The sequence below is a fragment of the Arthrobacter sp. Hb9-2 genome (genome assembly GCF_059091165.1).
This window is the reverse complement of record NZ_JBNHGJ010000012.1, coordinates 45,890-72,205: the sequence shown is the minus strand read 5'-3', so window position 1 is coordinate 72,205 and position 26,316 is coordinate 45,890. Positions and strand designations below refer to the sequence as shown.

Here is a 26,316-nt window from a genome sequence, read left to right as displayed (position 1 = left end):
AGGCGTCCCAGATAATTCTCTAGGCAGGAATCGGGAAGAGACACCGTTTCAACCTTTCCTCGGTGAACCCTGCGCAGATCCTGTGATTGTGTCCGGAAATCCTGCGTCAAATGTCTTGGCGCCACTGGTGAAACTCCGCAGCGAAGGTGACGGGGGCCGCTATGAGCCCGGCGGGAAAAACACCACGAACGATGGCAGGAACAGCCCCTTCTAAAGGCACTCCCCTGCCCGTTTTAAAACGCCGATAACCGACGTTATGTAAGGCTAGCGCTGAAAGGGGCTTTCCCGAAGGCTTCGGCAGCCTCTGCGGACCATACCTTGCGCCGCACACCACGACCGCGACAAATGATTCAGCGGCAACCCAGATCGCGACTCTTTTACCACCTGTTCGGGGCACGGCGGCTTTGGGCCTGCTCAATCAGAAGGGCCCACGGAAGGATCCGATCAGAAGTATCCGACCGGATCCTTTTGCCGCTTTGGACTGCCTATTCCGTTGGCAGCATGTTGTTGAGGCGAGTGAATAGCCTCGAAAAACGCGCTATGTCTTCCTCTGTAAGTTTGTCGATGAAAGTTGGGTTGCGGCTGAGGACGCTGGCAGGATGGTAATGATCGAATCTATTGCCCAATAGTTTCTCGACCTGGGGCATGATGCGGCCAGGGTTCAGGCTATCGGCAGTGAAGGTGCCGATGCCGGACTCATCCAGAAGGTTCAAGTACCAAGCGCGGTCAAAGAGATCCTCTATGTCTGCTTCTCGGGTGTTGGTGAACTCGGTCAGGCGAATAATGGCCGAATGCTCGATGAGTCCCTTGCTGATGATGTCGTCGATTCGCTGGTTGCCCTTAGCTGCGACGTCAATCATGGCGGCAATGTTGAGGTTGCTGCCAGTGAAGAGACTGATAAAGGCAGGCATCTTTTCGATGCCGCCGGCAGGGACAACGCTCCATCGGGGGTCCAGCCCCGCCATAGGATTATCTGTCCGCGTCTTCACAGCTTCTGACATGACGGCTAGGTACAGCAGATCGCTCGGTCCCTCGACGAGCAGTTGGTGTGGACCTATGAGGAGTGTCTGTGCCAGATCAACACCGATTGCCGCGAGCAGAGGAAACATTGTTTCTTGTCCGGCGCGAAGGACGTCGGCAGTTATCTTTGTGCCCTCGTATTGCCGGTCTTCCACGGTTCGGCATCGTTCGATGTGTGAGGCATCGATCATGAACGGCGAGTGCGTCGTGTAGATCACCTGGTGGTGAGGGGCGAGTTCTTCTTCGATGTACCGAAGAAGGTCAGCCTGTGCCGTTGCATGAAGGCTTAGTCCCGGCTCGTCGAGCAGAATGATTTTGGGTGTCTTGTCTCTTGCGTACTCGCTGAAGGCGGCGAGAAAAGAGAAGAACCAGAGAAACCCTCGGGAGCGTTGGCCGATATCCAGAGTGACCTGATGGCGATTGTTGAATACGCCTATCTTCAAGTAGGGGTCAAAGTCGTACTGGGGAATACTCATGCCTTGGTTGCTTACGATCGGGTCAATCTCGGTCTTGCGCATGTCGACGTCTAGAGTGATGCGAAGGTCCTGGTTCTGGCTCCAGTACTTGAAAAGTTTTCGGGTGAGGCTGTTTGCGGCGCCTTCCATCGAGGCCTTCCGCATCGTGTAGTTTTCCTCTGTGAATCGCCCGGCGTCGGCTTTCGCGACCCTGAGCAGTGACAGCGCCGTCCGCTCGGATGGAGTTAGATCGGCCTCATCGTCTAAGAGGCGGTTGATAGGGATGTCGTCGCCGATCGTCCCCCATTCGTCGAAGTAGACAAACTTGGGGATCCGCGGCCGAATGAACTTTCGGACTACCGCACTGAAGTCCATTGAGGCTAACTTTTCACCAAGTTCAATGACCGCAGCAGCCTCAGCTTCGCCTTGGAGCCGATCAATTATGGCCTTTACTGACGTTCCCGCAGCGTACTTTTTTTCATCGACACCCGCGGCCGTGACCAGGTGCTTAGCCATCGCCAGTTCATCGATCTCTACACCCATAAATATCGTGTCGTCGTTATAGCGGCGACTGACGGAGATCACATCAGCTTTTAGCGTCTTAGGCCCAAATTGTTCAGCGATGGCTTCCTTGTCACCATCATCCAGTTTAAAGATAGCCGTAACAGGTGACAGTCCGGCGATGTTTCCATCCGCCTCGTCCTCGTTGTAATCCCCTCGAGGATAGTCCCTGAGCGCGTCAAACTTGCGCGAGTAACCGGACGCGACCGGGTTGACTCGATAGAGGGCTTGCAGAGCGGCCGTCTTTCCGGACTCGTTTTTCCCGACCAACGCTGTTACATCAGGTTCTAAATCGAAGTTCCCAGAATCATCTACGCTTTTGAACCGCTTGATGTGGACAGAAACAAGCCTCATTTGTACCCCCGTTTAAGTTGACCTAGTGAGTGCAAGTCTCGCACGTGGGACTGACATGTCCCGCGGTATGAAACTCCCCCCTGCTAGTTCCCAAGGAGTTCCGTATCTGAGGGCACTACCCCCTGTGTTGACTTTCTTCGCAGAAGGGCCTAGAACTCAACCTGACAGGATGAGGGTGGGAGGCGCAGGTGGCTGGACAGCGAATCGGTTACGTGCGTGTGAGCACGCTCGACCAGAACGAGAAGCGCCAACTCGAGGGCCAGGTTTTGGACCGGGTCTTCAGGGACAAGGCTTCGGGCCGGGACACCGAGCGGCCGCAGCTCACTGAACTGCTTCGGTTTGCCCGCGACGGGGACACTGTTGTTGTCCACAGCATGGATCGGCTCGCCCGCAACCTCGACGACCTGCGTGCTCTTGTCCAAGGACTAACACGCAAAGGTGTGCGGGTGGAGTTCATCAAAGAGAGCCTGGTCTTCACTGGCGAGGACTCCCCCATGGCCAACCTCATGCTCTCTGTCATGGGAGCCTTCGCCGAATTCGAACGCTCCCTGATCAGAGAACGCCAGCGCGAAGGTATCGCCCTGGCCAAGCAACGCGGCGCCTACAAAGGACGGAAAAAGACCCTCGCCCCCGAACGCGCCGCCGAACTCGTCCAGCGCGCAGGCACGGGTGTCCCCAAAACCCTCCTTGCCCGCGACTACGGGATTAGCCGGGAAACGGTCTACCAGTACCTCCGGCACGCAAAGCTGGAGGAATAAGCCTTTCCCCGCCGGGGCCGTCGTCATAACGGCAGTGCCGGCTCGACCTAGTCGGGTCGGGCAAACGTGCACGGAGGACCGTCACAGAGCTTGTTTCGATTACGGGCGGTTCCGCATGATCCAGCGGGTCGCGGGGTTCAAATCACGGCTCTTCACCGTCCGTATGGTGGGGTGTGGCACGTATAAAAGAAGGGTCTGAGAAACTTCGTTCTCAGACCCTGTCTTTTACCGCTAGTTCAGGAAGCCAGTAGGCCACCAAGGCTCCGGCGCCAATCGCCCAAATTGTTTCGCATAGGTACTGCACGAAGGTTCTCTGGCCTATGTTACCGTTATTGTTCTTTCCGGTCATTTTGTTCCTTTCCTGTTGCCTCGACGTTTGAAGTGGATTTTTCTTTCACTTAGCAGACGTAAAAGCGCCAGAACCAGGATCGCTACAGCCATCCCCAATAGAGTGCCGAATTGAACGGCACCTACTAGCAGGCTCAGCTAGCGGAGTCAACAATTATATTCGATAGTTGACCTTAATGCAAAATTTGCTGGGAAAGAGGAGTCTGCCCCGACAAAGAACCCGCCGGACTTCCTCCATGACCCCGTGTCCTCTCTACCCGGCACGTAGCTTCATGTGAGCATTACCCCATGACAAGAACCCTGCCGGAAACAGATGCTTGGCTCAGCGATGATCCTATAAGCCCGGAAAATCCGGCTTTGGATTTGCTTGACCGGCAGGGTTTTGCCGATTCCTCCGTTTCGATGCTGGACCGCCTCCGAGAACAAAGCGAATCGTCCGTAGTTGCACTCATTGGCCCATGGGGGGCGGGCAAGTCCAGCGTTTTAAACATGATTCGCAATAGGCTTCCAACAGCAAATGGCAACGTAACTTGGCGCACGGTGGACTTCAATCCGTGGAACTATCAAGACCTCGCGTCTCTGCAAGCAGGCTTCTTCACCGAACTCCAATCTGCACTGCCGCCTGGGACGGCCTGGTCACGTGCCAGAGACGCGCTGTCAAAGATTGGCCGCCGAGTAGCTCCGCTGGGTTCTTTGGGGTCGATCGTCGGCGTGGACGCTGCTCCGGTGGTGGAAGCCATCGCAGACCTGGTCGGAGGCGACCAAAGCTTGGCTGCTGCTCGTCAGGAAGCCGAAGCAGCCCTTCGCGAAGCAGGCCAACCTGTTTTAGTTATAGTCGATGATCTCGACCGGCTAGCACCGGAAGAACTTTTACTCGTATTCAAACTCATCCGCTTAACCGGCCGTTTGCCACATCTGTACTACCTAGTGTCCTATGACGAGGACACTCTTCTCGACGCTCTGAGCAGGACCGGTCTTGTAGGCAAGGAAGATCCCCGTAGAGCGGTTGACTATCTCGAAAAAATCGTCCAAATTCGGCTCGACCTTCCGCCATTGCGTGAACACCAAGTGTCGACCTGGGTCGATAATGCGCTGAACAGCTTCGCGAATAGATTTAGCATCAGCTTGGGTTCAGAGGATAGCTCTCGTTTCAGCCGTGCATACCACGCACATATACGTGCACGACTTAATACGCCACGGTCCATCAAACGCTACTTTAGTCAGGTTGAGGCTTTCTTCGAGCCAGTGAGGACCGAAGTTGATGTTGTCGACTTCCTTCTAGTGACCTGGCTACGTACCGCAGAGCCGCTGGTGTATGAACTCCTGGTCACCCGAAGGGCAGAACTCCTTGGCACCAACTCGGCATGGAGCGTCCAGTCTATTCTTGGAAAAGAAGACCCCAAGGAGAAAAAGAAGGTATGGCATGACCGTTTAGAGGAGGCACGCGTCACTGAGGCAAATTTATCGGGTGTTGCTGATGTGCTGAGCCAGCTCTTTCCCAGATTTGAGGATGCATGGAAAGAAGTGGAATCAAGAAGTAGATCTCACTCCCCATCTCCCGGCAGGATCTCCCATCCGGACTACTTTGATCGATATTTCGCATTTGGAGTTCCGCCTGAGGACATCGCCGACACGGTGGTTGAACTCGCCTTTCACCAGATTATTGCCCGCCAGGACGGGTGGGAAAAGAGCCGTGTTGAAACGGAGTTTCCCACCAAGACTTCCATGATCGTCGACAAGATGGAGAACTTGTCTAATTCTCGTGCAGAGGACTTGCTACCGCTTCTCGAGTGGTTTCTGCCCCGCTACCACGAATTGGAAGATGAACTGGCCTTCGTCACGCCTAGGCACCACGTCCGCTGGACTACGCAACGCTTGTTTATTCAGTTGGATAGTAACTCGGCGGTGAAGGCAATCGACGCGGCGGACCATGTAGAGGAGGGCCTTTCCTTAGCCGCTCACTGGATCGACGCTGCGGCGCGAAACGTTACTGCCAGTCAGCCGCAAGCTGATACCTTCGCTTCGGCACGCAAGCGGTTCATCCAACTCATTGCAGAAACTTTAAACAGGTATCGGCAGACGAACCCTCTGGAAGTTCCGGATTATGTTTGGGCTCTCGTCTGGGAATGGCGAAGGCTTGAGCCATCCGGAGTTGGCGGTTGGATGGCAGAGCTAGTCCGAGACAATTCGTGGCCCGTACTCGATATAGTCGCCCGGCTCGTCGGGGCGCAGGCGCCACTAGGAACGCCCGAACCAACATGGACCTTGGACGCCTTGGACTTGGAAGCCGTTGAGGACTTAGTCGGGCTGGATTTCGCCATTAGCTCTCTCTCGGAAGAATTAGACGAATTTCAGGGAACGCTCCCTATGTCGAGGACAGTTCGCGCGACGCCCGACTCACGCCGGGCTTTTGCATTGGCATCTTTGAAACTGGAACGTTCCCGGCGCGCACCGAGTGATCCAGCGGAGCCTACGTGAATGAGAGACCAGGGGGCCCGGGTCCACTCTTGGCATACCAAGCGAGGAAGGAGCCTCGCCGCCCGAGCTAATGGTCAGAGGGTCACCCCTGACTCTAAAAACGGGGTATATCAGTTGTGACCGGGAAAGGACCGTCCGGAGTCGCGAAGGGAGACTAGCCAAATACCCTCACCCAGCCTCGCCTCTAGCTGGAGAACGGTGATCCGACCACTCCCCCAGATTGACGGAATATCCGTTATCGGCATTTGATGGATGGGCGGTGGAGCACTAGAGAGCGCTCCATCGCTCGGAAACGGCAAGAGGAATCACCAAAGAATGCCCTTGTGTCAGGGCTCAGGGCCTCTGGTTGATGATAAGTATCACTAAGCCTGTAAACAGGTAGTCGGTACTCGTGTGTCGGGCGTTGCATGGAGTTTACTGTGGTGCGACAGGGCGGTCGGAACCGGAGCTGCAGGCTCGGGATAAATGCCGGCTACCCCCTTTAGGGGATTCCAGGGGCCTCACAACGGGGGGATGCCGGGGATTGTTTTTGATGTTCCAGCACCTAACACTGATCGAACTGGGCATTGCCTGTGAAATTCAACTCCGGGGAGCGACGTGGACCATCCATTTCTTCACAAGGGCGGGCGTGATAGGGGTCCCAGGGCTTCCTGGCTTTTGGCAAGGCGGGGAGTTGACCGCCAGGCCGACCTTCGTTTCCGCGGGTCGCGGGTTTGGCGGCTGCAGGCACTGCTGACAGCACTGCTTGTCGCGCTGGCTGGTTTCGTGGTGCCGGTTTCAGCGTCGGCTGCTGAGGGTGATGTGGGGGTTGAGGGTCCTTCGCATTCGGGAACGGGGACGCCAACAGGTACAAAGCGGTCGACGAACGCGTTGTGGTTTCATGACGGGATCTGGTGGGGGAATCTCTGGGACACGGCAAGTTCGGATTTCGAAATCTTCCGGTTCAATGCCTCGACGAGCACGTGGGCCAGTACAGGTGTGACCACGGACACGCGGGCAAGCACTCATCACGACGTCCTCTGGGACGGCAGCACTCTGTACGTGGCGAGCTACCGGTTCGTCAACGACGGCCTGCCGGCAGAACCAAACTTCCCAACCACGCTACGGCGTTACAGCTACAACTCCAGCACGAAGACGTACACGAGCCTCGGCTCTTCCCAAATCAACAACTACCGTGTGGAGGCGCTGTCCATCGACAAGGACTCGACCGGTCGGGTGTGGGCAACGTGGCAGCAGGGGAACCGGATCTACATGAACGTCACTGGCACGGATGGCGCGACGTGGGGCACGCCATTCGCGCATCCTGCATCATTGAGCAATGTGTCCGTTGACGACACGTCTTCGGTCATCGCGTTCGGCGGGAACAAGATCGGCGTGATGTGGAGCCGGCAGGTTGGTGACTCTACAGACGGCATGTACTGGAGCGTCCACAATGATGGAGCGGCGAGCAATACCTGGAGCACTCCCGTCGCGGCGGTGTCGGGGCAGCGCAGCGGGGATGACCATATGAACTTGAAATGGCTGGACGCTTCCTCCGACAAGGTGTTCGCCGCCATCAAGACCTCGTTCACGTCATCGTCACAACCGCTGATCCAGCTGCTGGCACTGAACACATCGACGTCCACGTGGACGGCGCACACAATTGCCACCGTCGCGGAATGCCCCAACCGTGTGATTGTAATGATTGACGAAAGCACCCAGAGGCTCCGAACATTTGCTACCTATCCCAAGCCGAGCGGCACAACGAACGCCGGTGTCTGTACCACCTCGGGCGGCGCGATTTACGAGAAGTCCACACCCCTGGACAGCATCAGCTTCACCACCACGAAGACGCCTCGCATCGTGGATGCGGACCAGTATGTCCACAACGTGACCTCGACCAAACAGAACCTCAATAGTTCGGCACGGGGTACGGCGAACAGCGGACTGCTGCTGTTGGCTGATGTGAACGCCACAAGCCGGTACTGGCACTACTATGGCGGCACGGGCGGTGGCGGCACTGCGCCGACGGATATGACGGCTCCTACGGTGACGGGTACCTCTCCGGTTGCTGACGCGGCGGATGTGGCGGTGGGTGCGGATGTGACCGGGACGTTCTCGGAGGCGATGACTTCCTCAACGGTCACGCCGGCTACGTTCACGCTGACCGCGGCGGGCGCGACGGCGCCGGTATCGGCAGCTGTGACGTACGCGGGCAGCGTTGCGACGTTGAACCCGGGCGCGGACCTGGCGGCGGATACCCGGTACACGGCGACGATCAAGGGCGGCGCTGAAGGTGTGAAGGATGCCGCCGGTAACCCCTTGGCGTTGGACAAGACCTGGACGTTCACCACGGCCGCTGCCCCGGTTGGCGGCGGCACATCGGAGACCGTCACGCTTACGGCCACCGCTGACAGCTATGTCTCGGGCGGGTCGACGGGGACGAACTACGGCACCAGCACCATGCTGGGTGTGGACAACAGCCCGGTGGAGATCGCGTACTTGAAGTTCGACCTGTCCGCGTATGCGGGCAGGACGCTGGAGAGCGCGACGCTGCAGCTGCGCAGCGCCGGAAGCGGGTCAACGGGCAGGCAAAACATCAAACTGGCCGGAGTGGACGACTGGACCGAGGGCGGAATCACCTACACCAACCGCCCGACGCTCGGCGCCATCCTCGGCACGCTCGGCCCGACAACCGCCAACACCAACTACAACGTCCCGCTGACCGCCAGCGGCCTGGCCGGTGAACTCGGCCAACAGCTTTCACTGGGCCTGGACACCACCAGCGGCGACGGCCTGGACCTGAACTCAAAGGAAGCCAACGGAGGCACATACGCACCCAAACTCGTCCTCACCCTCAAGTAGGAGGTACATGGACGTTCTGGGTTAGGGGTAGGGCGTGGGCGTACGTTCCCTCAAGATCTGCGCAGTTATTCCCTTCGGTGAATGAAATCTCTTCCTTCGAGTTCTGTCGATATCTAATGTGGTTGCACCAGGTGCGTCCAGGGGGAGCAATGAAAACTTCAGACACACGTCCGGCGAATTTGGAGCACGAAGATACGCCAATACTTACCGCTCCGCAACAGCTCGAGGCGGGGCTAAGATCGCTTGCTGAGTGGATGAGTGATCCCCTGTTGGCACTCCGGGAGTCCCCACAATTTAGACCTGCAGACTGGCCGTGACGCCGCGGGGGTGGGGACCGCCGGCGGGGTTGAAGGCTTCAGACCGGCGGCGGGAACCGCCGTCGAGACGGCAACCACCGTCCACATGACCACGGCCGGAAGGGCTGCTCGCAGGACTGGGCGAGCGGAAATTCCGAGAGTCCTTCCGGACGGGTGGGGATGGCAGGCCTGAAGGCGGTTCCAATCGGGGTTTTGGGGCAATTAGTTTGGAAACCGTCGGAAAACCGGACCCTGGGCTGCGATAAACGCTCCGCAAAAACTGAGCAGGTGTTCAGATGGCTGCTATCTGTGATTGTCGCCGGTCCTAGGCCAGTTCATCACAGCGCTTATCTTCGCCAGCAGGTCTTTCGGGCGGAAAGGCTTGGTGACATAGCCGTCAGCACCCAGGGACAAAGCGGTGAGTTGCGATGTGTTCCCTGTCCGCCCACTAAGAATAAAGATAGGACTGGCAGTTAGTGGCCGGATGCGGCTCAGGACCTCGAGTCCGTCAAGATCGGGCAGCCCAAGGTCAAGAATGACGACGTCGGGAACCGCGCCAGAGACGAGTTCAATCCCGCCGCTGCCGGTCGGCGCGGTATGGACCATGTACCCTTGCTGCACGAGCATGCCCGTAAGCAGATTCCGGATATCTGCATCATCCTCTATGAGCACCACAACGCCAGGCCCGGCCAACTTACCTCCCCCTTAAAGCGCTGCTCCCAAAGCAGGAATACGTGCATCCCTTTGCTCTGATGTTCTGCAGGACGACTATGCGGCAATACTCGCACACATAGAAATCTGCCGATATGCCACCACTCAGAACAGATTTCCCCGCATCGTGGATCACCTGCCTCTTCAGAGTTCCCACCTTTTTGGGTAAGGGCGCAGCACTGCAGCCGAAGCGATTTGGGGGGAGCAGGGAGATGTCCAGGTCCCTCGCTTATAGGGGTTCTCCTGTTCGACTATGAGCATGCGGTCTGGGAAACATCAGAAGCCGGCTCATTATTGGTGGAACTTTGCGTGAGATCACCAACGACTATGAATAAATGACGTCCTCGAAAAGCCGGACGAACTGCGACTGCGCAACCCTGCAGCGATGCCCCTAGATGGCGCGCATTATGTACTTCGCATCGAAACTTTCCGCCGTGTATTGGACGTCGACAATGTCGAAACCGGCGCGTTGCATCATGGGTTCGAGAAGCCACCGGAACGTTGAGTGCTCGTCCCTTACATGTTCTTCGAACTCATCACGGCTCCACTCACCATCGACGCTGGCGCTTCCCTGGGAACACCATGCCTCAATTTGTCCTGTGGCCTCCGCGGGGTCGAAGTCGTAGACGACATCCCACAAGCGGCAAATGCCCCCGAGGGAGAGGAGTTTCCGCATCCGCCACAGCGCGATCGCTTTCCAGAAATCCGGAAGGTGATGCAGCGCGTAGCGGGAGTACACGAAGCCGGCCGGACTCCCACGGTGGATGTAACTGAGGAACCCAGCGTTCACCAGGGTCACGTTCGTCAGATCCTGGTCCGCGAGTTTCTTCTCCAGATAACCGAGCATCGGTGAGGAGATGTCGACAGCAACTACACGGGCGCAGGCTCGCGCCGCCTCGACCGTAAACTGTCCTGTACCTGCCCCAAATTCGATAACAGTCGACTGCGCGCTGAGCCCGTACCTTCTCAAAATTGAGAGCTCATCCTTGGCACTGGAGTCCATCTTCCCGTCGTACCGGGCGACATGCTCCACGTCCAAGTTCTCTCGGCCCGCGAGAGCGACTTCATTGGGATACCAGCCAGGAGAGTCCATAACGGCCAGCATCTCATGTTCACGGAACGGGATGGTCGGGTGGCCTCTCGGACGGGAAGCCCTCAGGCGGGCTACCGGGTTGGCGGTTACGCGAGCGGTCAGGACCATTGCAGGGGCCGGCCTGGTTCAGGACGACGAGTACTACGCGCCACATTCCATTACCGCGTCCTGTTGCAGCACACCCCAACCTGACGTAAAGGCGGTTTCACAAGGGAGGATTCACCTGCCGGTGGGGCTTGGGTCTTGTTCTCAGACACCTGTCGAGCCGCAAGAGGGGACTTCGTCAGCTCCGGCCGCAAACGAGTCTCATCGAGTCCCGATTCTTTGGCCTATTTCGACGATTCTCGGGCTACCGCACCTCGGTTTACTGCCATTCGACTGTCAGGGTGGGATTTGAGAACATCATGAGCGACTGTCAATCAAACGGCAATTTCGCCCTATTCTGACGCCACGCCGATCGTTGCTTCGAGTTTCGCTTGCCAGGTGAAGCCGGCCGATCGGCGGCCGCAAGTGGCCACGCGCTGTCTGCCAGGCCGTCCAACGCGACTCTTCGGCGAGGCGATCTCCGAGACCCTGTCAGCCGCGGTTCTTTTGGCCTTCCTTTGGCCTGACCGGACTCGTGACTATAACGGGCACAAGAAAAGCCCCGGACCATGGTCCGGGGCTTTGGGGCCGGCTATCGCTCGATCGTGACGCTGAGGTCCAGATGGATGTCAACAGTGGCGAGACGGTCCTGAAGGAAGCGTGCAAGGCTCGCATCAGTCACGGTGTGTACGCCCTTCGGCACGGCACCGCGGAAAACAGCCTGGGTATTCGTGGACCTGAGCACGTCCAGGGGCGCCCAGTGCCGGTGTCCAGCGCTCAGTCGTTCAATGTCAGTGCGGAAGGTGCCGCGGTGGTCATTACGGGCTGACGCGCGCATGGTGAAGGGAATGAAAGCTGTGGGCAAGAGGGTCTTTTCGAATGAGGCAGCCAACGGTCAGCGGCCCCATCAGCAACAAGGCGCTGGAAGGCATCCCTATTCCTTTTTCGCTCCAAGAGAGTCGAGCCTCACGTGCACTGCGGAAGATCAGAACCCAAAACCAGCTGAAGAGCTCGAATCATGCACGCCTGGCCAAAGAGAGTAGCCATCAAGGCGTCAGCGTCGTTTTTCGACCGGGCAGTGCCTGTCTGCGAAAGCAGCGAGGGAGCTCGGGAGCAGCGTCATGCTGTCCAGCATGTCCACGGGCCTGGAGCACGCCCCGACTGACAGCGGGCTGACCATCCACGCCGCGAACACGTTGTGCGGGACCTTCAGCGCCATGGCGTGGTCAAAGAGCCGCAGTACGGGTTCGTGGAGAACCCCGTCTTTGAGCTGCAAGCCCGGGCAGAAGGTTTCCTCGCCGATAAACACCCGGACGGTCCGGCGCATCCCTTCGGGCTCGCCGAGAGACCGGAAGTGGGTCTCCATGTCTGCCGCGGTTGGCAGGGTAAATTCTTCGCGGATGCTATCCCAGACCTGCTCCGGGACAGCCGGCCAGTAGTGGGGCTCAGCCCTCACATTCGACACAGTAGGCATGGCCGTCCTTCTCGCGCGCCTTCTGCGAACGGTGGCGGACCAGGAAGCACGAGTTGCAGGTGAACTCATCCTCAGCCTGCGGAATGACCTGCACAACGAGCTCTTCGGCAATGAACTCGCCGCCCGGGGTGAGGCCGTCGAGGGTGTCAGCCTCGTCGAGCTCCTGAACTACAGACTTGGCATCCGGTGCTTTGGCGGACTTCAGGGCCTCCAGCGAATTTTCCTGGGACTCCTTAACGTCGGTGCACAGTCGTCGTAATCGGTTGCCACGGCGGTGCATCTCTTCTCTGCTGGGGTGGGTTACCGGTCCTGCAACGTACAGGACATGAGAAGAATTCCGCAAAAAAGCGGTGCTGTTCCTCCCCCTTCCCTATTGATCGGGAAGAGGAAAGGCCTATGCCAACGCCCGGGCGACGTCGTAGCCGACCGACTTGGCCGAGAGAGGCAAGTTAACGGAATCACGGTTATCGGCTAACGGTTCTGGCCGGGGGAGTGGCGGCAAAGACCCTTCAGCCGGCATTTCAGCGGCCCAATGAGCATGCGCGCGGCAACTGAGGGTTTCGCGAATCGAGCCTTCATCACACGCCGTGGAAACCAACTCGACTAATTCCCTTTCGAATGCACGGCGGCGGCTAAGAGCGGCACGTTCAATCTCGCTATTACCCCGTAAACGCCACAAAAGGGTGACGGTGGTCACCACTCTTGACTTTGTTCTGAGAAGAGCTTAGAACTCAGCCTGACATGACGAGGGTTGGAGGCGCAGGGTGGCGGGACAACGGATCGGCTATGTGCGGGTCAGCACACTGGACCAGAACGAGAAACGCCAGCTCGAAGGCCAGGTGCTGGACCGGGTCTTCACGGACAAAGCTTCTGGCAGGGACACCGTCAGGCCAGAGCTCACCGAACTCCTGCGCTTCGCCCGTGAAGGCGACACTGTGGTTGTGCACAGCATGGACCGGCTCGCCCGCAACCTCGATGACCTGCGTGCCCTGGTCCAGGGACTCACCCGCAAAGGCGTCGGGGTGGAGTTCGTCAAAGAAAGCCTGGTGTTCACGGGCGAGGACTCCCCCATGGCCAACCTCATGCTCTCCGTCATGGGAGCCTTCGCCGAATTCGAACGCTCACTCATCAGGGAACGCCAGCGGGAAGGCATCGCCCTGGCCAAGCAGCGCGGCGCCTACAAAGGACGGAAAAAGACCCTTACGCCGGAACGGGCCGCCGAACTGGTCCAGCGTGCCGGCACCGGTGTTCCAAAAGCCCTCCTTGCCCGTGACTACGGGATCAGCCGGGAGACTGTCTACCAGTACCTCCGCCACGCAAAACTGGGATGAGAGCGCTTCCCGCAGGGATCGTCGTTATGCCCTATAGACGTCGCCTTAGCTTGAGGAAAGGTCATTATCGGCTCTTCAAAAAGGCGGGGGGTGGCTGCAAGAACTGCCGATTCACTGCGATTTCGGCGTTTCTGAGAACTAAAGTTGAGCCGTCGCGGAGGTGTAGGCCTGAGACCACGTGCACCTCCCCCAAGCGCCGCAGGCCCCATCACTTCCTCCTGGTCGAACGCCCAGACGAGAGCTTTACCTAGTCATACGAATTGCGGACAAATGCCCCAGCGGCTTCCCGAGTTTCCTCCAGGCGGGAGTCCATGTATCGCCGGCATACATTCCCATGTCTTTGGCAATCTGCACCTTGTCCTGGACTAGCTCTGGTTCGGGAGTTCAAGCCAGAGTAGCGTCGTTTGGAGAAGCGGCGGTGAATGGGGCAGCGCTCAAAGATAACGGCACCGGTTAGTTGCTCTGAGAGGTCTTCGATGGCAGGTTGGAACGCTGATACGGCCGCCGGCCCCCTCGGGGCGGGGACTATCACTTTGGTCGAAGGTTCGTCCTTCTGCATTTCTTTGCCGAATGGGGACATCAATACGGAACATCCACATGGCCTTTTCGTCCACGACGCCCGAATTCTCTCGGGCTGGAGCCTTACAGTTGATGACCAACCGCTTGAACCGCTGGCGGCGGAGACCAAGGAGCCGTACCGGGCGTTGTTTGTCGGAAGGGTCAGCCGCTCTGACGGCTACGCCGACAGCACACTGCTGGTAGAGCGGTTACGGGAAGTCGGGGCCGGCATTCAGGAGCAGGTCATCGTTCGCAACTACTCCGCTGAACCGGCCGAATGCGTAATTGCGCTGAGCGTAGAGGCGGATTTTGCAGACCTTTTCGAGGTGAAAGAGGCACGGATTCAGCGGCGCTGGGACGAAACCCGCCAGGCCTACAGGGACATGCTCACTATCCAGGCTGTCTGGCAAGACGTCACGAAGGGCATGGTCGTCCACGCAACCGGTGCAGAGATTAGCGAAGATGCCGTGGTCTATCGGGTGTCTCTCCCGGCGCACGGATACTGGAGTACAGTTCTGACCGTGCTGCCCAACAAGGAGGGAGCAGTGGCGGCATTTGTTCATCCTGACCGGGACGGCTTGTCCCCCCGGGACCAGCGCCGGAGAGAATGGGTGGCTAAGATTCCGGTGCTGCAGATGGGCAACCGATTGATCGAAAGGACCCTGCGCCGGAGCTATGACGACTTGGGCGCCCTTCGCATTGAGGACCCGAACCACCCTGACCGGGTGGTGGTGGCCGCCGGCGCGCCCTGGTTCATGACCCTGTTTGGGCGTGATTCCTTGTGGGCTTCGGTAATGGCGATGCCCGTGGACCCTTCCCTGGCCTTGGGCACTCTGCAGACGTTAGCGGACCGCCAAGGTACCGTAGTTGACCCAATGACCGAGGAGGAGCCGGGAAAAATCCTCCACGAAGTCCGGCTCGACGTCTCCAGCGGGCTCTCTTTGGGTGGCAAATCCAACTATTACGGCAGCATCGATGCCACACCCCTGTTCCTGATGGTCCTAGGTGCTGTCAGCCGCTGGGGATTCGCCGAGGAGACCATCGCCGCACTGCTGCCCCATGCAGACCGCGCACTGGAATGGATCCTGAAGTACGGGGACAGGGACGGCGACGGATTTGTCGAGTACGAGCGCCTCAATGACCACGGTCTGATTAACCAGGGCTGGAAGGATTCCTGGGACGGCATCAACTTCGCCGACGGGACACTGGCCGAGCCGCCGATCGCGCTCTGCGAGGTCCAAGCCTACGTCTACGTAGCCTACCTGTCGCGTGCGTGGTTAGCCTACGATACCGGGGACACAGCCCTTGGAAATGAGCTCGCCGACCGGGCTGCGAAACTGAAAAAACAGTTCAACGAGCAGTTCTGGATGCCAGAGCGCGGCTACTATGCCATCGCCTTGGACGGCAAGAAGCGCCAGGTCGACGCGTGCGCTTCAAACATGGGCCACTGCCTGTTGCAGGGACTCATTGACGAGGACAAGGCCCCCCAGGTGGCCGAACGCCTGATGTCCCCGGAAATGTTCAGCGGCTGGGGCGTGCGCACATTGGCCAGCGACATGGGCGCCTACAACCCCGCCAGTTATCACAATGGATCGGTCTGGCCCCACGATAACGCAATCGTCGCAGCCGGACTTCTCCGCTACGGGTTCGTGGCTGAAGCCCAGCAAATAGCTACGGGCATACTGGACGCGGCCGAATACTCTGACGGCCGCCTCCCGGAGCTGTTCTGCGGGTTCAGCCGGAAGCAGCTCGCCGTTCCTGTCCCCTATCCGACGGCATGCTCACCGCAAGCGTGGGCAGCGACGGCTCCGATCCAGTTGGTTACGAGCCTGATGCGCTACGATCCTGTCGTGTCCGCAGGAGGCGTGTGGATGGATCCCGTTCTCCCGGAGTCGTATGGCCGCCTGCACATCACCAACGCTCCATTGGGAGGTGGCCGCGTCACCATCGACATCACCGATTCCGTTCCGTCCGTCCAAGGACTGCCAGAAGGGATGATGTTCCACCGGGGACACCGTCCATGGATGTCTGAATTGGTCGAGCAGGCCGCTCAGCGGCGGGCGGAAGCGCGGTCCCAGGAGGTACCCAAGGGACAGTAAGGATAAGGAGCATAGCTCGGCTTCACCCAGGACCAGGACGGCGTTGAAGTGCTTGTCGGACGGCGCCGGTTCAATGACAGTGCGATCGTCGAGGTTCCGTCGACTCCTAGGGCAAAGCCGCCCGCAGCCGCTTCGACAAGTCCTCAAGGAGTCGCCCCCTTCAGGGTTCGTGGGGTGTCGTCCCAAAGCTCGGCCAATTCGGATTCCTCCCTGCCACCCGACCTACTGCCTCCAGCGCCAGCTCCACGTCCTCGACGCCGATCTCAGCACTGTGGGGTGCCCAGGTAGCCACGTTCTCGGGCAAGTAGCTGCGAGAACTCCCGCACCAGCAGGGCTAACCAAAGGTGATGATGACAGCGCTCATGGTCGAGGCGGCTACGCAGGCCCGGCGCGGGCTCTGTGCGCTTTTTAGAGGGTCATGGGTCTTCGCAACGGCTGGCAGGGCTGGAATCATAACCTAGGTCTTCACTCCATCACGATCGGCGGGGGTGCCTTAAGTTCGAATTGCCCCTCAACGCTTTGACCTTCTTTGAGCCAAACTGTATCGCCCTCGACCCGGTCCAGCTCATCCGATGCAAAGTACGCGTGACCGGCCAGAAACCCGGACCGGTCAACTTTCACATAGCCGACCCGCAGCAACTTCTCGACGATGTGGTGAGGCAACTTTGACGTAGCAGCAAAAGCCGCAATTCCGGTGTTAACGAGTGCCCCTGTTTCGGGGCTCGTTTGACCTTCGACAGTTATTGCCTCCGGATCACCCATCTTCAGGGCCTCGACCTTGCCGACCTTTTTCCCATCCGCAGCTACGACGTGCATTCCTTCTCGGACTAGTTCGATGACCGCCATGGCTTTCTCCTTCATCCCCTGCGATCGCTGAGTTCAAGCAAGTGTAGATCTGAGAAGCCGCTTATAACAGAGGGAGAACTGGCCGGATACAGCGGCGGGGTCGCCTTCTAAGGTTTCCGCTGCAACCGTCAACGGCAGAGAAGCGACAGCAACGCGAGCAAGCCCCGGATTGACCGGCAGTGGTCATCGTTCAGTGATCACCGCCGGACAATCTTGTTTCACCGCACCGTTACGTTTCAGCCAGAGGATCGACTGGTCGTGCCTGACTACTTCAACGGACCCCTGTCAGTTATCTTGCCGCTGTCCTATACGGCGACGTCCATGCCACCAGCAGCTTCCAGTCATCAACCAGCCGCCGGTCAAAATTGTCGGCCGGGTTCTTGAGGTCACCATGCGATGGAAACATTTAGCCTTCAGAGGGCGTCGACGAAGCTTGTTGCGGATAGGTGCCGACCTTCAGCCAGCTGCTTTACTCAAGCTCCTGATCAGGATCGTCAGGTCAGAGGCAGGATCAGGATGTCTTCCCCCAACAGGTTTCAGGAGCGGAACATTAAGACACCGCGGACCCCGCCTGGTATGGAAAAACCCGGGATGGCCGGGCCATGAGGTTGGACCCGGTCAGGTTCTTGCTGTTTTGTGTCCCTCAGCTAGAGGACAGATTTCAGATACCGAACGGAGGCGTAAAAGTCCTCTTCCATGTGGGGCTGACACGCAGCTTCCAGCGTGAGTTTTCCTTGGTAGCCGTCGGCTTTGAGGGCGGAGACCTGACCGGCGATGTCGGTGACGCCGGTGCCGAAGTGTTGCCAGGTCATGATCCCGTCGATGAACTGGCCGTCTTTGAGGTGGACGTTTCTGATGTAGGGCTTGAGGATTTCGTAGCTGTCGTGGAAGTGCTTCTGCTCGGCTTCGTAGAGGTTGCCGGTGTCCCATACGTAGCCGAAGTTGTCCCGGCCCACGCCTTTGAGCAGGGCGAGGCAGTTCTCTCCGGTGTCCGCCCAAGAACCGGGGATGTTCTCAAGCTGGACGGAGAACCCGCGCTTGTCCGCACGGTCGGAAGTGTCGCCAAGGATGTCGATGACTTTTTGCTGGTCCGCCTCGGTGTCCTCCGGGCTCCTAGTTGCAGCGAATACGATGATCTTGTCAATTTCCAGCCGTTCCGCCAGGTCAAGGCTCATGTCTAACAACCCGTTGAGATGCAGCGACATCAGCTCACTGTTGAGGGGTGCTCGGAAGAGGCCGGGCGACACAGCGGAAAAAGCGACTCCGTGGTTGCGCGCCGCTGACTTCAGGCGCTCCCATGCATCCGGGTCGACGAGGGGGAAACGCTTCCCTTCCACCACCCGGATTTCGATGTCTTTGATCCCTTCGACGCTGATAGCTTCGAAGATGCGGGGAAATGCGGCAGGAGATACGTCCGGCAGTACTTCATTGGTCACTGTCGACAAAATCATTGTGAGGCTTCTTCTTTCAATTGGTTGGTGAAGGCTTTTGAGCGCGCTTGTCTCTGGAGTCGCCGCTTAAAGGACTTGATCAGCCCAGGTGGTGGCGAGAGTCAAAAGAAATGTGCGTGAGCTGACTTCCACGAATTCTGACTCCTCAATGATGTTCATCTGAGCTCGGTATCGAATCTACCTGCCAATGTTGCCCTCGTGAGCGGCGTCACCATACGGCATTAAGATGCCCTTATCTCGCTTTCCGATGCACCCTTCTCCGCAGGCCCCGTGCCTGTGCTTTCCGCTGGGAGAGGCAAAAGGAGGCGATTGTTCGGAAGCTTGAAGAGCATAGAGAGAATTCCGCTGGGCCATCAGGCCTATGCGGGTAATGCTGCCCACGCCAAGGGATTGTGCTCTTTCGAAGCTCCACGTTGGAATGCTCTGCACTTTGGGCCACACTTCTGCAGGGCCGGACGATTTGCCCTATGCAGATGCTTTGCCTAGCCCCCGAGCGAAGGGTCGTGTGGCTTCCTGGGGGCTGACTCCCCATGTCATTTTCCCTACGTAAGCCGGATTAAGGCCACTCAGGGACGCCAGTTCGTAATCGTCCATCAGGCCCTTCCGCCGAACCTGGGCTATGACCTTGAGCCGCTCCTCTTCAACTGCCAGCCTGTCGGCTTCGAGAGCACTCAGCTCGTCTCTTAGATCTGCGATTCTTGCCAGATGATCCTTTGATCGTGTTCCCGAGGGGTAGAGGTCCTCAAACGACAGGGCTATCCTGCGGACGTCTACTCGTGTCAGCTGTGCAGCCTGTGCCAGCGCAGTAATTTTGACGCCGTCCACGTACGCTTGGGCAATATGCTCGTTCATTCGGGATGAGATGTTACGAAGGTTGCTGGACTTGAATGAAAGCAACTGGCGATTTTCTCTCAGACGTTCGCGGACTTTCTCAGCCTTCTGCGCTGGCGACTCTATTTTCCGTGCTCCTCGGTACCGGTAGCCCGATGAAATTGTTGCGGGGCGAGCCGACGGTTCCGAATCCTTTGTTTTATGTCTAGCCATTGCTGCCTTACACCTTGTCATCGGAAAAAGCGGTTGCATGTTTGGGGCTGGGCCCTTGTGACCTTCGGCTCCACATGAGCGGAGAGGTGCGGCGGCGCACCAGCCCGCCCGGCACCCTGATGCCGTTCCTGCCAATCAGGGCTACTTCAACACCGGTCCGTCTCCGCTCTCCCTCATCATGTTGCGGTTCCCACACTGGGTGGAGGCCCGTGGCAGAAGTCGGTGGCCCCATGTACCCTAGGTACGCGCGGGCGAGGTCACGCCATTCTTCAGGCGCTGCGTGAGGGGCCCAAATGTCGAAAAGGTGCTCCAAGTCCACTCCTCTGGAGGAAAACAAGTCCTCGAAAGCTTCCGTGCTAAGCGGTACAGGATTACCTTGGAGCCGTAGCGACCTGCCATGAAAGAGGACAGCGGGGTGCGCGCAGCCGGGGGCCAGTGAGCCCATGAGCGGGAAAAAGCGCTTTCAAAGGCGGCTGGTCCGACGCTGAAATCTTCAACACCCAGCGATGCCAGTCCACCAATAAAGCCATGGGTGACCTCTGTGATGAGATCCTCCTGGGCCGGTGGCAGAGATATTCTGCGAATTCCTCCGTCACCTCTGCGTCCACCACTGCCAGTCATGGAAACCATCCCGCTAGCGGACTAGTTGCTTGCCCTCGAGTTGAGCAAGGATCTGGTTCACAATGGCGTCCGGGCTGTTGTTGATATCCACGGTGATATGGGCTTCGTCGGTGTCCGGGGCTTCGAGTGTTGCCAGTTGGGACTCCAGTAGAGTACTGGGCATGTATTCGTGAGCCCGCCCGTTGATTCGTTCGGTGATGGTTTCCGTTTCGCCCGCCAGGTGGATGAAGACGACGTCCGGAGCATGGGTCCGCAGAAAGTCACGGTATCTGCGCTTCAGGGCGGAACAGGCGATAACGCCGGTCCTGTTATCTGCGGTGTTTGCCAGAGCGTGCCCGATCTCTGCGAGCCACGGCCACCGATCCTCGTCAGTAAGCGGTACTCCCCTGCCCATTTTCATTTTGTTCGCTGGTGAGTGGTAATCGTCGCCGTCCGCGAAGGGGATGCCGAGTCGTGCTCCGAGGAGTGTACCGATCGTCGATTTGCCACATCCCGAGACGCCCATGACTACGAGAGGTGGTATTTGCCTGTCCATGTCTTTCCTGTTCTATGGTCAATGCTGGCTTGATCAGTCAATAAGCAGTGGGTCTTCTTATTGGAGATAGCGGAAGGCGCTGGTTGTCACTGTGACCACGGGGCAGTGCCTTTTATGGCTGACTGCGAAGACTGGTTTTCGGTTACCGGACCGAGCCCTGAAATGGGCAGGACCCTGGCAGGCTGGGCAGACCAGGTGTCCTCGCCTGTCCCGCCGCCAAGTTCTGTCCCGTTTGCTGTAGTCAGCAACGTTCCATATCTTCCGGTCGTAGGTGCTGAGTGCCCAGTTCATGTCATGATCTTGCGTCGAAACTCTAGTTGTCGGTGCTGTCTGAGAAATCCAGGAGGACCTTTCCGGATTCAGCCGAGTTACGGGCTACTTCGAAGGCTTCAAGTGCCTTCTCCAGGGGGTACTGGTGGGTGATTACCGGGTCAAGTTCCAGTGTGCCGTCGGCCAGGGCAGCAATTACTTCATCGATCTCGTCGTTGAAGCGGAAAGATCCTACAAGCTGCAGCTCCCTGGTGATCGCCAAGGAAATGAGAACTGGCTGCGCCCCGGTGGGCAGAAGACCGACCATGACCACTGTTCCGCCCCGGGCTGCACCCCGGATAGCCGAAGCCAGTCCATGGTGGTTTCCGGAGGATTCGACGACGACGTCGGCCTCCACCGCCTCGATAGCGTCGACATCGGCGGCGGCGAGAACTTCATCGGCTCCAAGGGCGCTGGCAATCTCCAATGGCTTGGAATGCATATCGACAGCGACAATTCTGGTTGCGCCGGCGCGTTTAAGGACAGCTACGACCATGGCACCGATTGGACCGCAGCCGATGACCAGCGCCGTCTTACCTTCTACGTCTCCCGCGCGGGAAATGGCGTGCCAGGCAACGCTGGCAGGCTCGATCAGGGCAGCGGTCCGAAGATCAACATTCTCCGGAAGGACGCGCAGCATCCGGGTCGGCAGTTTGACATAGCGGCTGAAGGCACCGTCCTTGTGTGGAAACCGTGCGGCACTGCCAAGATAGGTGCACCCTGGTGAAAGATTGGGCCGGTCAAGTGGATAGCGTTCCTTCCCTGGAGCCGGGGTGGCGGGATGAACCGTGACCGGGGTTCCAGCAGCTGGGCCGGTGCCGTCCGCTGCTGCCCGGACAACAACCCCCGATATTTCGTGCCCTAGAACAAGGGGTGCTTTCAGGATCGACTCGCCCGCGGCCCCGTGCATCCAGTAATGCAAATCTGAACCGCAGATGCCGCCGAACGCAACTTCGATGACGGCTTCGTCCTGCTCTGGGGTCTCCAAGGGAACCGTATCGATTCTCAGGTCACCGGCGGCGTGGGCGACAACGGCAGGCCCGGACTGCGGAAGTTCTCGCGATGTCAGCATTACACAACCACCGTCATTCCGCCGTCGATAAAAATGGTCTGGCCGTTGACGAAGTCCGATCCGCTGGATGCAAGCCATACGGCGGGTCCCGCCAGGTCCTGCACGGTGCCCCACCGGTTCGCCGGGGTCCGGCCCAGGATCCAGGAGTTGAAGGCCTCATCGTCTACCAGGTTCTGCGTCATCTCGGTGTGGATGTAGCCGGGTGCGATCCCGTTGATCTGCAGTCCGGACGAAGCCCACTCAGCAGTCATCGCCCGGGTCAGGTTCCTCAGCCCGCCCTTGGCCGCAATATACGGGGCGATGGTGGGCCGGGCCAGGTCGGTCTGGACCGAGCAGATGTTGATGATCTTGCCGCGTCCGCGGGGAATCATGTGCCGGGCTGCTTCCCGGCCCACCAGGAACGCGCTGGTGAGGTCGGTGCTGATGACCCGATCCCAGTCGGCAACGTCCAGGTCCAGCATGGGCACCCGGTGCTGGATCCCGGCGTTGTTGACCAGGATGTCCAGCGGACCCACGTTTTCTTCGATCCAGGTGACGCCCCGCGCGGCGGCTTCGGCGTCGGTGACGTCGAAGCTACAGCTGGCGATCCGGCCGGGTGGGAAATCCGCGGCCAGTGCCGTTTCGGCTGCCTTCAGCCGCTCAGTGTTGACGCCGTTGAGCACCACGGTGGCTCCGGCGTCCGCCAGTGCCCTTGCCAAGGCAGAACCGATGCCGCGGCTGGAGCCGGTGACAAGGGCAACGCGACCGGTAAGGTCGAACAGTCCGTTCATGAGAACGCCCCCTGCCGGACGAGGTTCGCCGGGGTTTCCCCTGCAGCAAGGGCTTCGAGCTGGCGGCGGAGGAGTTTGAGGATCCGCGGTTCAAAGGCTGAAGCGTTGCCGCCCACGTGCGGGGTGATAAGCGCGTTCTCCGCCGACCACAGTGCGTGGCCTGCCGGCAGCGGTTCGGGATCGATGACATCCACGGCGCAGTTCAGGCGGCCGGACACCACTTCCCGGGTGAGGGCATCGGTGCTGATCACAGCTCCACGGCCGACGTTGACCACCAGGGCACCGTCCGGCAACGCGGCAAGGACCTTCTCATCCACCAGGTGATGGGTCTTGTCGTTCAGCGGCAGAACGGACACCAGGATGTCGTGGTCCGCGGCCAAGGCAAGAAGATCCTCAGAGGAGTGGACCTGGCCGTCGGCGTCGGTCCGGGCGGAGCTTCCTACCCGGGTAACCGTCACTTCGAACGGCTCCAGACGGCGGGCCAGCTCTTTACCGATGCCGCCAATGCCCAGCAGCAGGATCCGCCGGTCGGCAAGGGACTGGCGGCGCTGGGGCTTCCAGCTCTCGATCTGCTGGTCGCGAACGGCCTGGTCAATCCCCCGCAACTTGGCCAGGATGAGTCCCACCGCCAGCTCAGCAGTGGCAGCAGCGTGGACGCCCGAGGCAGTAGCAACTGCCGCCGCCGGACCGGCTGCCTCCGGAACCCCGTCGTAGCCCGTTGACTGCGTCTGCACGAATTTGAGGTTCGGGACGTGCGCGAGGGAGCCCAGCACCGCCGACGCGTCAATGTACGGCAGGATCACGCCATCGATCTTGCCCAGTGCCGAGTCCGGCTTGTCCTTCATGTCCCACACCACTCCCCGGAGCCCAGAAGGAAGCGGGGACAGGTCTGCCAGGAGCTGGGCATCGGGGAAACTGACGGTTTGCACTAACTGCATGGGAAGGCCTATCGGTTGTTAATTAGAGGGGAACTGGCGGCGACGGAATCAGACGGTCTCTACGCGGCGGTCAAAGGTCAGACCGCCCGGGACCTGGAACGTGGGCATCAGTTCGAGCATGCCAACGTTCACGTGGCGTGGTGTTTCGACGGCGTAGTCCAAGGCGTTGACGATGTCATCAGTGGTAAGCGATTCGTAGCCCTCGTAGTAGGTCTTCCACGCCTCCTCCATGGCTTCCGGGGTGCCGCCCATGTTCCGGCCAAAAATTTCGGTCTCGACGCGTCCGGGGCAAATCTCAGTGACGCGGATGCGCTTGCCCACGGTATCGTTGCGGAGCTGACGGGAAATCTGGTGCACCGCAGCCTTGGTCGCGTGGTACACCGTATGGCCGTAGAAGTTGTAAACGCCAGCAATAGAGCTGATGTTCACTATGTGGCCGTTGTCCCGTTCCACCATGCCCGGAAGCACCAGGCGTGTCAGCTGCAGCAGAGCGCGGAGGTTGACGTCTACCAGTTCGTCAATGTCGCTTTCGCTGGAATCCAGGATGTTGCCGGGGCGTGAGACGCCTGCACAGTTGACCAAAACATCCACTTTAAGGCCGGAAACTGCTTCTGTCAGTGCGGCGGTGTCGGTCAGGTCAATGGCGAGCGGGATGGCTCCGGTCCTGTCCGCGAGCTCCTTCAGCCGCTCTTCATTGCGGGCAACCGCGTGGACCGTCAGGCCCCTCTTGGTCAGCAGCTCCACAATCGCGGCGCCCATTCCTGTGGAGGCACCGGTCACCAAGGCGGTTGAATATTCTGAAAAGGACATGGAAGTCTCCAATAGCTGGGTTGAATTCGAAGTTGAGAGTTGAGTGGTAGTGCTTCACGCCGGCGGTAGCCGGCGTGTGTTTTAGGCGTCGCGGAGGGGCTGGTGCGCCCGGTCCTTGACGGTGCTGACGGCGGCAAGCGTGCCCAGCGCGGTGATCACTGCGTAGAAGGCCGGCATGTAGATGTTGCCGGTGGAGGAGATCAGCCAGGTCATCAGCAGCGGCGCGGTGCCGCCGAAGAGCGCTGAGGAGACGTTGTAGCCCAGGCCATAAGCGGAGTAGCGCACACGGGTGGGGAAGAGTTCGACGATCAGGATATGGATCACTGCCGTGTGGCCGGCGAAGACCACTGCCATGATGCTGGCGCCCAGAATGGCGAATGCCATCTCGCCGGTGGCGATGAGCGCGTAGGACGGAATGCCCAGGACAGCCATGGCGATGGCCGAGCCGGCAATGACCTTCTTGCGGCCGATACGGTCAGAGAGCGCGCCCATGAACGGGATGGCGATGCAGATGACCACCAGGCTGCAGGCGGTGACCAGCAGCGCTTCGCCGATGGTGAAGTTCAGCTGCTTGCCCTTCAGGAACGTGGGCATGTAGGAGAACAGGACGTAGTAGCCGGAGCCGTTCATCAGCGGGATGAACAGGGCCAGCAGCATGGCGCGGCGGTGTTCGGCGGAGGCGAAGGCTTCCTTGAGCGGGTTCTTGGACAGCCCGCCTTCTTCCTTGAGCTTTTCAAAGTTCGGGGTGTCGCTGATGGCTTTGCGGATGTACCAGCCGATGATGCCCATCGGGATGGCCACCAGGAACGGAATGCGCCAGGCGAACGCGCCGAACCCGCCGCCGTCGATGGCTGCCTGGGTGAGCCACGGTGACATGGAGTAGGCAACGAGGGTGCCGGTGAGCAGTGCTGCGAAGGAGGCGATCTGGGCGTAGGAGGTGATGATGCCGCGCTTGCCCTCGGGTGCGTGCTCGGCGAGGAAGGTCATGGCACCGGCGGCTTCACCGCCCACGGAGAAGCCCTGCAGCATGCGGAGCAGCACCAGCAGGATGGGTGCCGCGATGCCGATCGCTGCGTAACCGGGCAGCAGCCCGATGCCCGCGGTCGCCACGCTGATCAGCAGGATGACAAAGACGAGCAGCTTTTGCCGCCCGATGATGTCACCCAGGTATCCGCAGACCACGGCGCCGAGGGGCCGCACGAAGAAGGACACGGCATAGCCGGCGAAGACAAACAGCAGTGCGTTATCCGGGTTTCCCGGTGCCAGGAACACGAGGGCCAGCGTTCCCGCCATGAAGGCGAAAATGCCGTTGTCGTAGAGTTCCACGAAGATTCCCACGCACCCGGCGGTGACAACCTTCCGGGTTTGCTTGGAATCCAAGGGATCGTGTTGCGCGCCAGTCGCTCGCGTTTGTGTTGACATCTTTGTTTCCTTACTTCTTTGTACAAAAGCTGTT

General features: G+C 59.3%; 19 protein-coding genes and 1 pseudogene. 5 read left to right on the top strand and 15 right to left on the bottom strand.

Annotated features, from left to right (window positions below):
* Window positions 1-485: 485 nt before the first annotated feature.
* Window positions 486-2,390 (bottom strand): ATP-dependent nuclease, encoded by a 1,905-nt coding sequence (locus AC5RV1_RS09165; protein WP_493994291.1) that lies wholly within the window; start codon window positions 2,388-2,390, stop codon window positions 486-488.
* Between the two features lie 188 nt (window positions 2,391-2,578).
* Here AC5RV1_RS09165 and AC5RV1_RS09160 point away from each other — a divergent pair, with 188 nt between their 5' ends.
* The 3 genes from AC5RV1_RS09160 (at window position 2,579) to AC5RV1_RS09150 (ending at window position 8,818) form a co-directional block, all read left to right on the top strand.
* Window positions 2,579-3,148, top strand: a complete 570-nt coding sequence (locus tag AC5RV1_RS09160; protein WP_493994290.1) for a recombinase family protein — start codon at window positions 2,579-2,581, stop codon at window positions 3,146-3,148.
* 636 nt (window positions 3,149-3,784) lie between these two features.
* Window positions 3,785-5,974, top strand: coding sequence for a KAP family P-loop NTPase fold protein (locus tag AC5RV1_RS09155; RefSeq protein ID WP_493994289.1), 2,190 nt, complete (start codon window positions 3,785-3,787; stop codon window positions 5,972-5,974).
* Window positions 5,975-6,952: 978 nt separating this feature from the next.
* Window positions 6,953-8,818 (top strand): CBM96 family carbohydrate-binding protein, encoded by a 1,866-nt coding sequence (locus AC5RV1_RS09150; RefSeq protein ID WP_493994288.1) that lies wholly within the window; start codon window positions 6,953-6,955, stop codon window positions 8,816-8,818.
* Between the two features lie 599 nt (window positions 8,819-9,417).
* Here AC5RV1_RS09150 and AC5RV1_RS09145 read toward each other — a convergent pair.
* The 5 genes and pseudogenes from AC5RV1_RS09145 to AC5RV1_RS09125 all read right to left on the bottom strand — a co-directional run bounded on the left by AC5RV1_RS09145 (window position 9,418) and on the right by AC5RV1_RS09125 (window position 12,746).
* Window positions 9,418-9,789 carry a response regulator transcription factor gene (locus AC5RV1_RS09145; protein ID WP_493994287.1) on the bottom strand — a complete coding sequence of 124 codons (372 nt, stop codon included), beginning with the start codon at window positions 9,787-9,789 and terminating at the stop codon, window positions 9,418-9,420.
* A 427-nt stretch (window positions 9,790-10,216) separates the two neighbouring features.
* Complete coding sequence (locus AC5RV1_RS09140; protein WP_493994286.1) at window positions 10,217-10,918, bottom strand: class I SAM-dependent methyltransferase; 702 nt, start codon at window positions 10,916-10,918, stop codon at window positions 10,217-10,219.
* A 676-nt stretch (window positions 10,919-11,594) separates the two neighbouring features.
* Window positions 11,595-11,867 carry a hypothetical protein gene (locus tag AC5RV1_RS09135; RefSeq protein ID WP_493994285.1) on the bottom strand — a complete coding sequence of 91 codons (273 nt, stop codon included), beginning with the start codon at window positions 11,865-11,867 and terminating at the stop codon, window positions 11,595-11,597.
* 189 nt (window positions 11,868-12,056) lie between these two features.
* Entirely contained in the window at window positions 12,057-12,476 is a 420-nt protein-coding gene (locus AC5RV1_RS09130) for a hypothetical protein (protein ID WP_493994284.1), read from the bottom strand.
* Window positions 12,448-12,746, bottom strand: a pseudogene (locus tag AC5RV1_RS09125) (DUF4193 domain-containing protein). Before AC5RV1_RS09125 ends, AC5RV1_RS09130 begins: the two are co-directional and overlap by 29 nt.
* Window positions 12,747-13,240: 494 nt before the next feature.
* Here AC5RV1_RS09125 and AC5RV1_RS09120 point away from each other — a divergent pair.
* Window positions 13,241-13,807: a recombinase family protein gene (locus AC5RV1_RS09120; RefSeq protein ID WP_493994283.1), complete on the top strand. Its 567-nt coding sequence runs from the start codon at window positions 13,241-13,243 to the stop codon at window positions 13,805-13,807.
* A gap of 476 nt (window positions 13,808-14,283) precedes the next feature.
* Window positions 14,284-16,464, top strand: a complete 2,181-nt coding sequence (locus AC5RV1_RS09115) for an amylo-alpha-1,6-glucosidase (RefSeq protein WP_493994282.1) — start codon at window positions 14,284-14,286, stop codon at window positions 16,462-16,464.
* Window positions 16,465-16,929: 465 nt separating this feature from the next.
* Here the strand turns inward: AC5RV1_RS09115 and AC5RV1_RS09110 are convergent, their stop codons facing one another.
* From AC5RV1_RS09110 to AC5RV1_RS09070, 9 genes are all read right to left on the bottom strand, one after another.
* Window positions 16,930-17,310: a hypothetical protein gene (locus AC5RV1_RS09110; RefSeq protein WP_493994281.1), complete on the bottom strand. Its 381-nt coding sequence runs from the start codon at window positions 17,308-17,310 to the stop codon at window positions 16,930-16,932.
* 647 nt (window positions 17,311-17,957) lie between these two features.
* Window positions 17,958-18,761, bottom strand: coding sequence for a sugar phosphate isomerase/epimerase family protein (locus tag AC5RV1_RS09105; protein WP_493994280.1), 804 nt, complete (start codon window positions 18,759-18,761; stop codon window positions 17,958-17,960).
* A 465-nt stretch (window positions 18,762-19,226) separates the two neighbouring features.
* Complete coding sequence (locus AC5RV1_RS09100) at window positions 19,227-19,613, bottom strand: hypothetical protein (RefSeq protein WP_493994279.1); 387 nt, start codon at window positions 19,611-19,613, stop codon at window positions 19,227-19,229.
* Window positions 19,614-20,439: 826 nt separating this feature from the next.
* Window positions 20,440-20,961, bottom strand: a complete 522-nt coding sequence (locus AC5RV1_RS09095) for a gluconokinase (protein WP_493994278.1) — start codon at window positions 20,959-20,961, stop codon at window positions 20,440-20,442.
* A 313-nt stretch (window positions 20,962-21,274) separates the two neighbouring features.
* Window positions 21,275-22,342 carry an L-idonate 5-dehydrogenase gene (locus AC5RV1_RS09090; RefSeq protein WP_493994277.1) on the bottom strand — a complete coding sequence of 356 codons (1,068 nt, stop codon included), beginning with the start codon at window positions 22,340-22,342 and terminating at the stop codon, window positions 21,275-21,277.
* On the bottom strand, window positions 22,342-23,112 hold the full coding sequence (locus AC5RV1_RS09085) for an SDR family oxidoreductase (RefSeq protein WP_493994276.1): 771 nt from the start codon (window positions 23,110-23,112) through the stop codon (window positions 22,342-22,344). The genes AC5RV1_RS09090 and AC5RV1_RS09085 overlap by 1 nt, the downstream gene beginning before the upstream one ends.
* Window positions 23,109-24,050, bottom strand: coding sequence for a 2-hydroxyacid dehydrogenase (locus tag AC5RV1_RS09080; RefSeq protein ID WP_493994275.1), 942 nt, complete (start codon window positions 24,048-24,050; stop codon window positions 23,109-23,111). The genes AC5RV1_RS09085 and AC5RV1_RS09080 overlap by 4 nt, the downstream gene beginning before the upstream one ends.
* A 48-nt stretch (window positions 24,051-24,098) precedes the next feature.
* Complete coding sequence (locus tag AC5RV1_RS09075; RefSeq protein ID WP_493994274.1) at window positions 24,099-24,860, bottom strand: SDR family oxidoreductase; 762 nt, start codon at window positions 24,858-24,860, stop codon at window positions 24,099-24,101.
* A gap of 81 nt (window positions 24,861-24,941) precedes the next feature.
* Window positions 24,942-26,282, bottom strand: coding sequence for an MFS transporter (locus AC5RV1_RS09070; RefSeq protein ID WP_493994273.1), 1,341 nt, complete (start codon window positions 26,280-26,282; stop codon window positions 24,942-24,944).
* Between the last annotated feature and the right edge of the window lie 34 nt (window positions 26,283-26,316).

Bases quoted from the DNA above. Each gene is read 5' to 3' on its own strand.
- AC5RV1_RS09070 (WP_493994273.1), bottom strand. From the start codon at position 26,282: ATGTCAACACAAACGCGAGCGACTGGCGCGCAACACGATCCCTTGGAT.
- AC5RV1_RS09130 (WP_493994284.1), bottom strand. From the start codon at position 12,476: ATGCCTACTGTGTCGAATGTGAGGGCTGAGCCCCACTACTGGCCGGCT.
- AC5RV1_RS09075 (WP_493994274.1), bottom strand. From the start codon at position 24,860: ATGTCCTTTTCAGAATATTCAACCGCCTTGGTGACCGGTGCCTCCACA.
- AC5RV1_RS09100 (WP_493994279.1), bottom strand. From the start codon at position 19,613: ATGAACGAGCATATTGCCCAAGCGTACGTGGACGGCGTCAAAATTACT.
- AC5RV1_RS09080 (WP_493994275.1), bottom strand. From the start codon at position 24,050: ATGCAGTTAGTGCAAACCGTCAGTTTCCCCGATGCCCAGCTCCTGGCA.
- AC5RV1_RS09110 (WP_493994281.1), bottom strand. From the start codon at position 17,310: ATGGCGGTCATCGAACTAGTCCGAGAAGGAATGCACGTCGTAGCTGCG.
- AC5RV1_RS09155 (WP_493994289.1), top strand. From the start codon at position 3,785: ATGACAAGAACCCTGCCGGAAACAGATGCTTGGCTCAGCGATGATCCT.
- AC5RV1_RS09105 (WP_493994280.1), bottom strand. From the start codon at position 18,761: ATGATTTTGTCGACAGTGACCAATGAAGTACTGCCGGACGTATCTCCT.
- AC5RV1_RS09095 (WP_493994278.1), bottom strand. From the start codon at position 20,961: ATGGACAGGCAAATACCACCTCTCGTAGTCATGGGCGTCTCGGGATGT.
- AC5RV1_RS09115 (WP_493994282.1), top strand. From the start codon at position 14,284: ATGGCAGGTTGGAACGCTGATACGGCCGCCGGCCCCCTCGGGGCGGGG.
- AC5RV1_RS09090 (WP_493994277.1), bottom strand. From the start codon at position 22,342: ATGCTGACATCGCGAGAACTTCCGCAGTCCGGGCCTGCCGTTGTCGCC.
- AC5RV1_RS09085 (WP_493994276.1), bottom strand. From the start codon at position 23,112: ATGAACGGACTGTTCGACCTTACCGGTCGCGTTGCCCTTGTCACCGGC.
- AC5RV1_RS09140 (WP_493994286.1), bottom strand. From the start codon at position 10,918: ATGGACTCTCCTGGCTGGTATCCCAATGAAGTCGCTCTCGCGGGCCGA.
- AC5RV1_RS09165 (WP_493994291.1), bottom strand. From the start codon at position 2,390: ATGAGGCTTGTTTCTGTCCACATCAAGCGGTTCAAAAGCGTAGATGAT.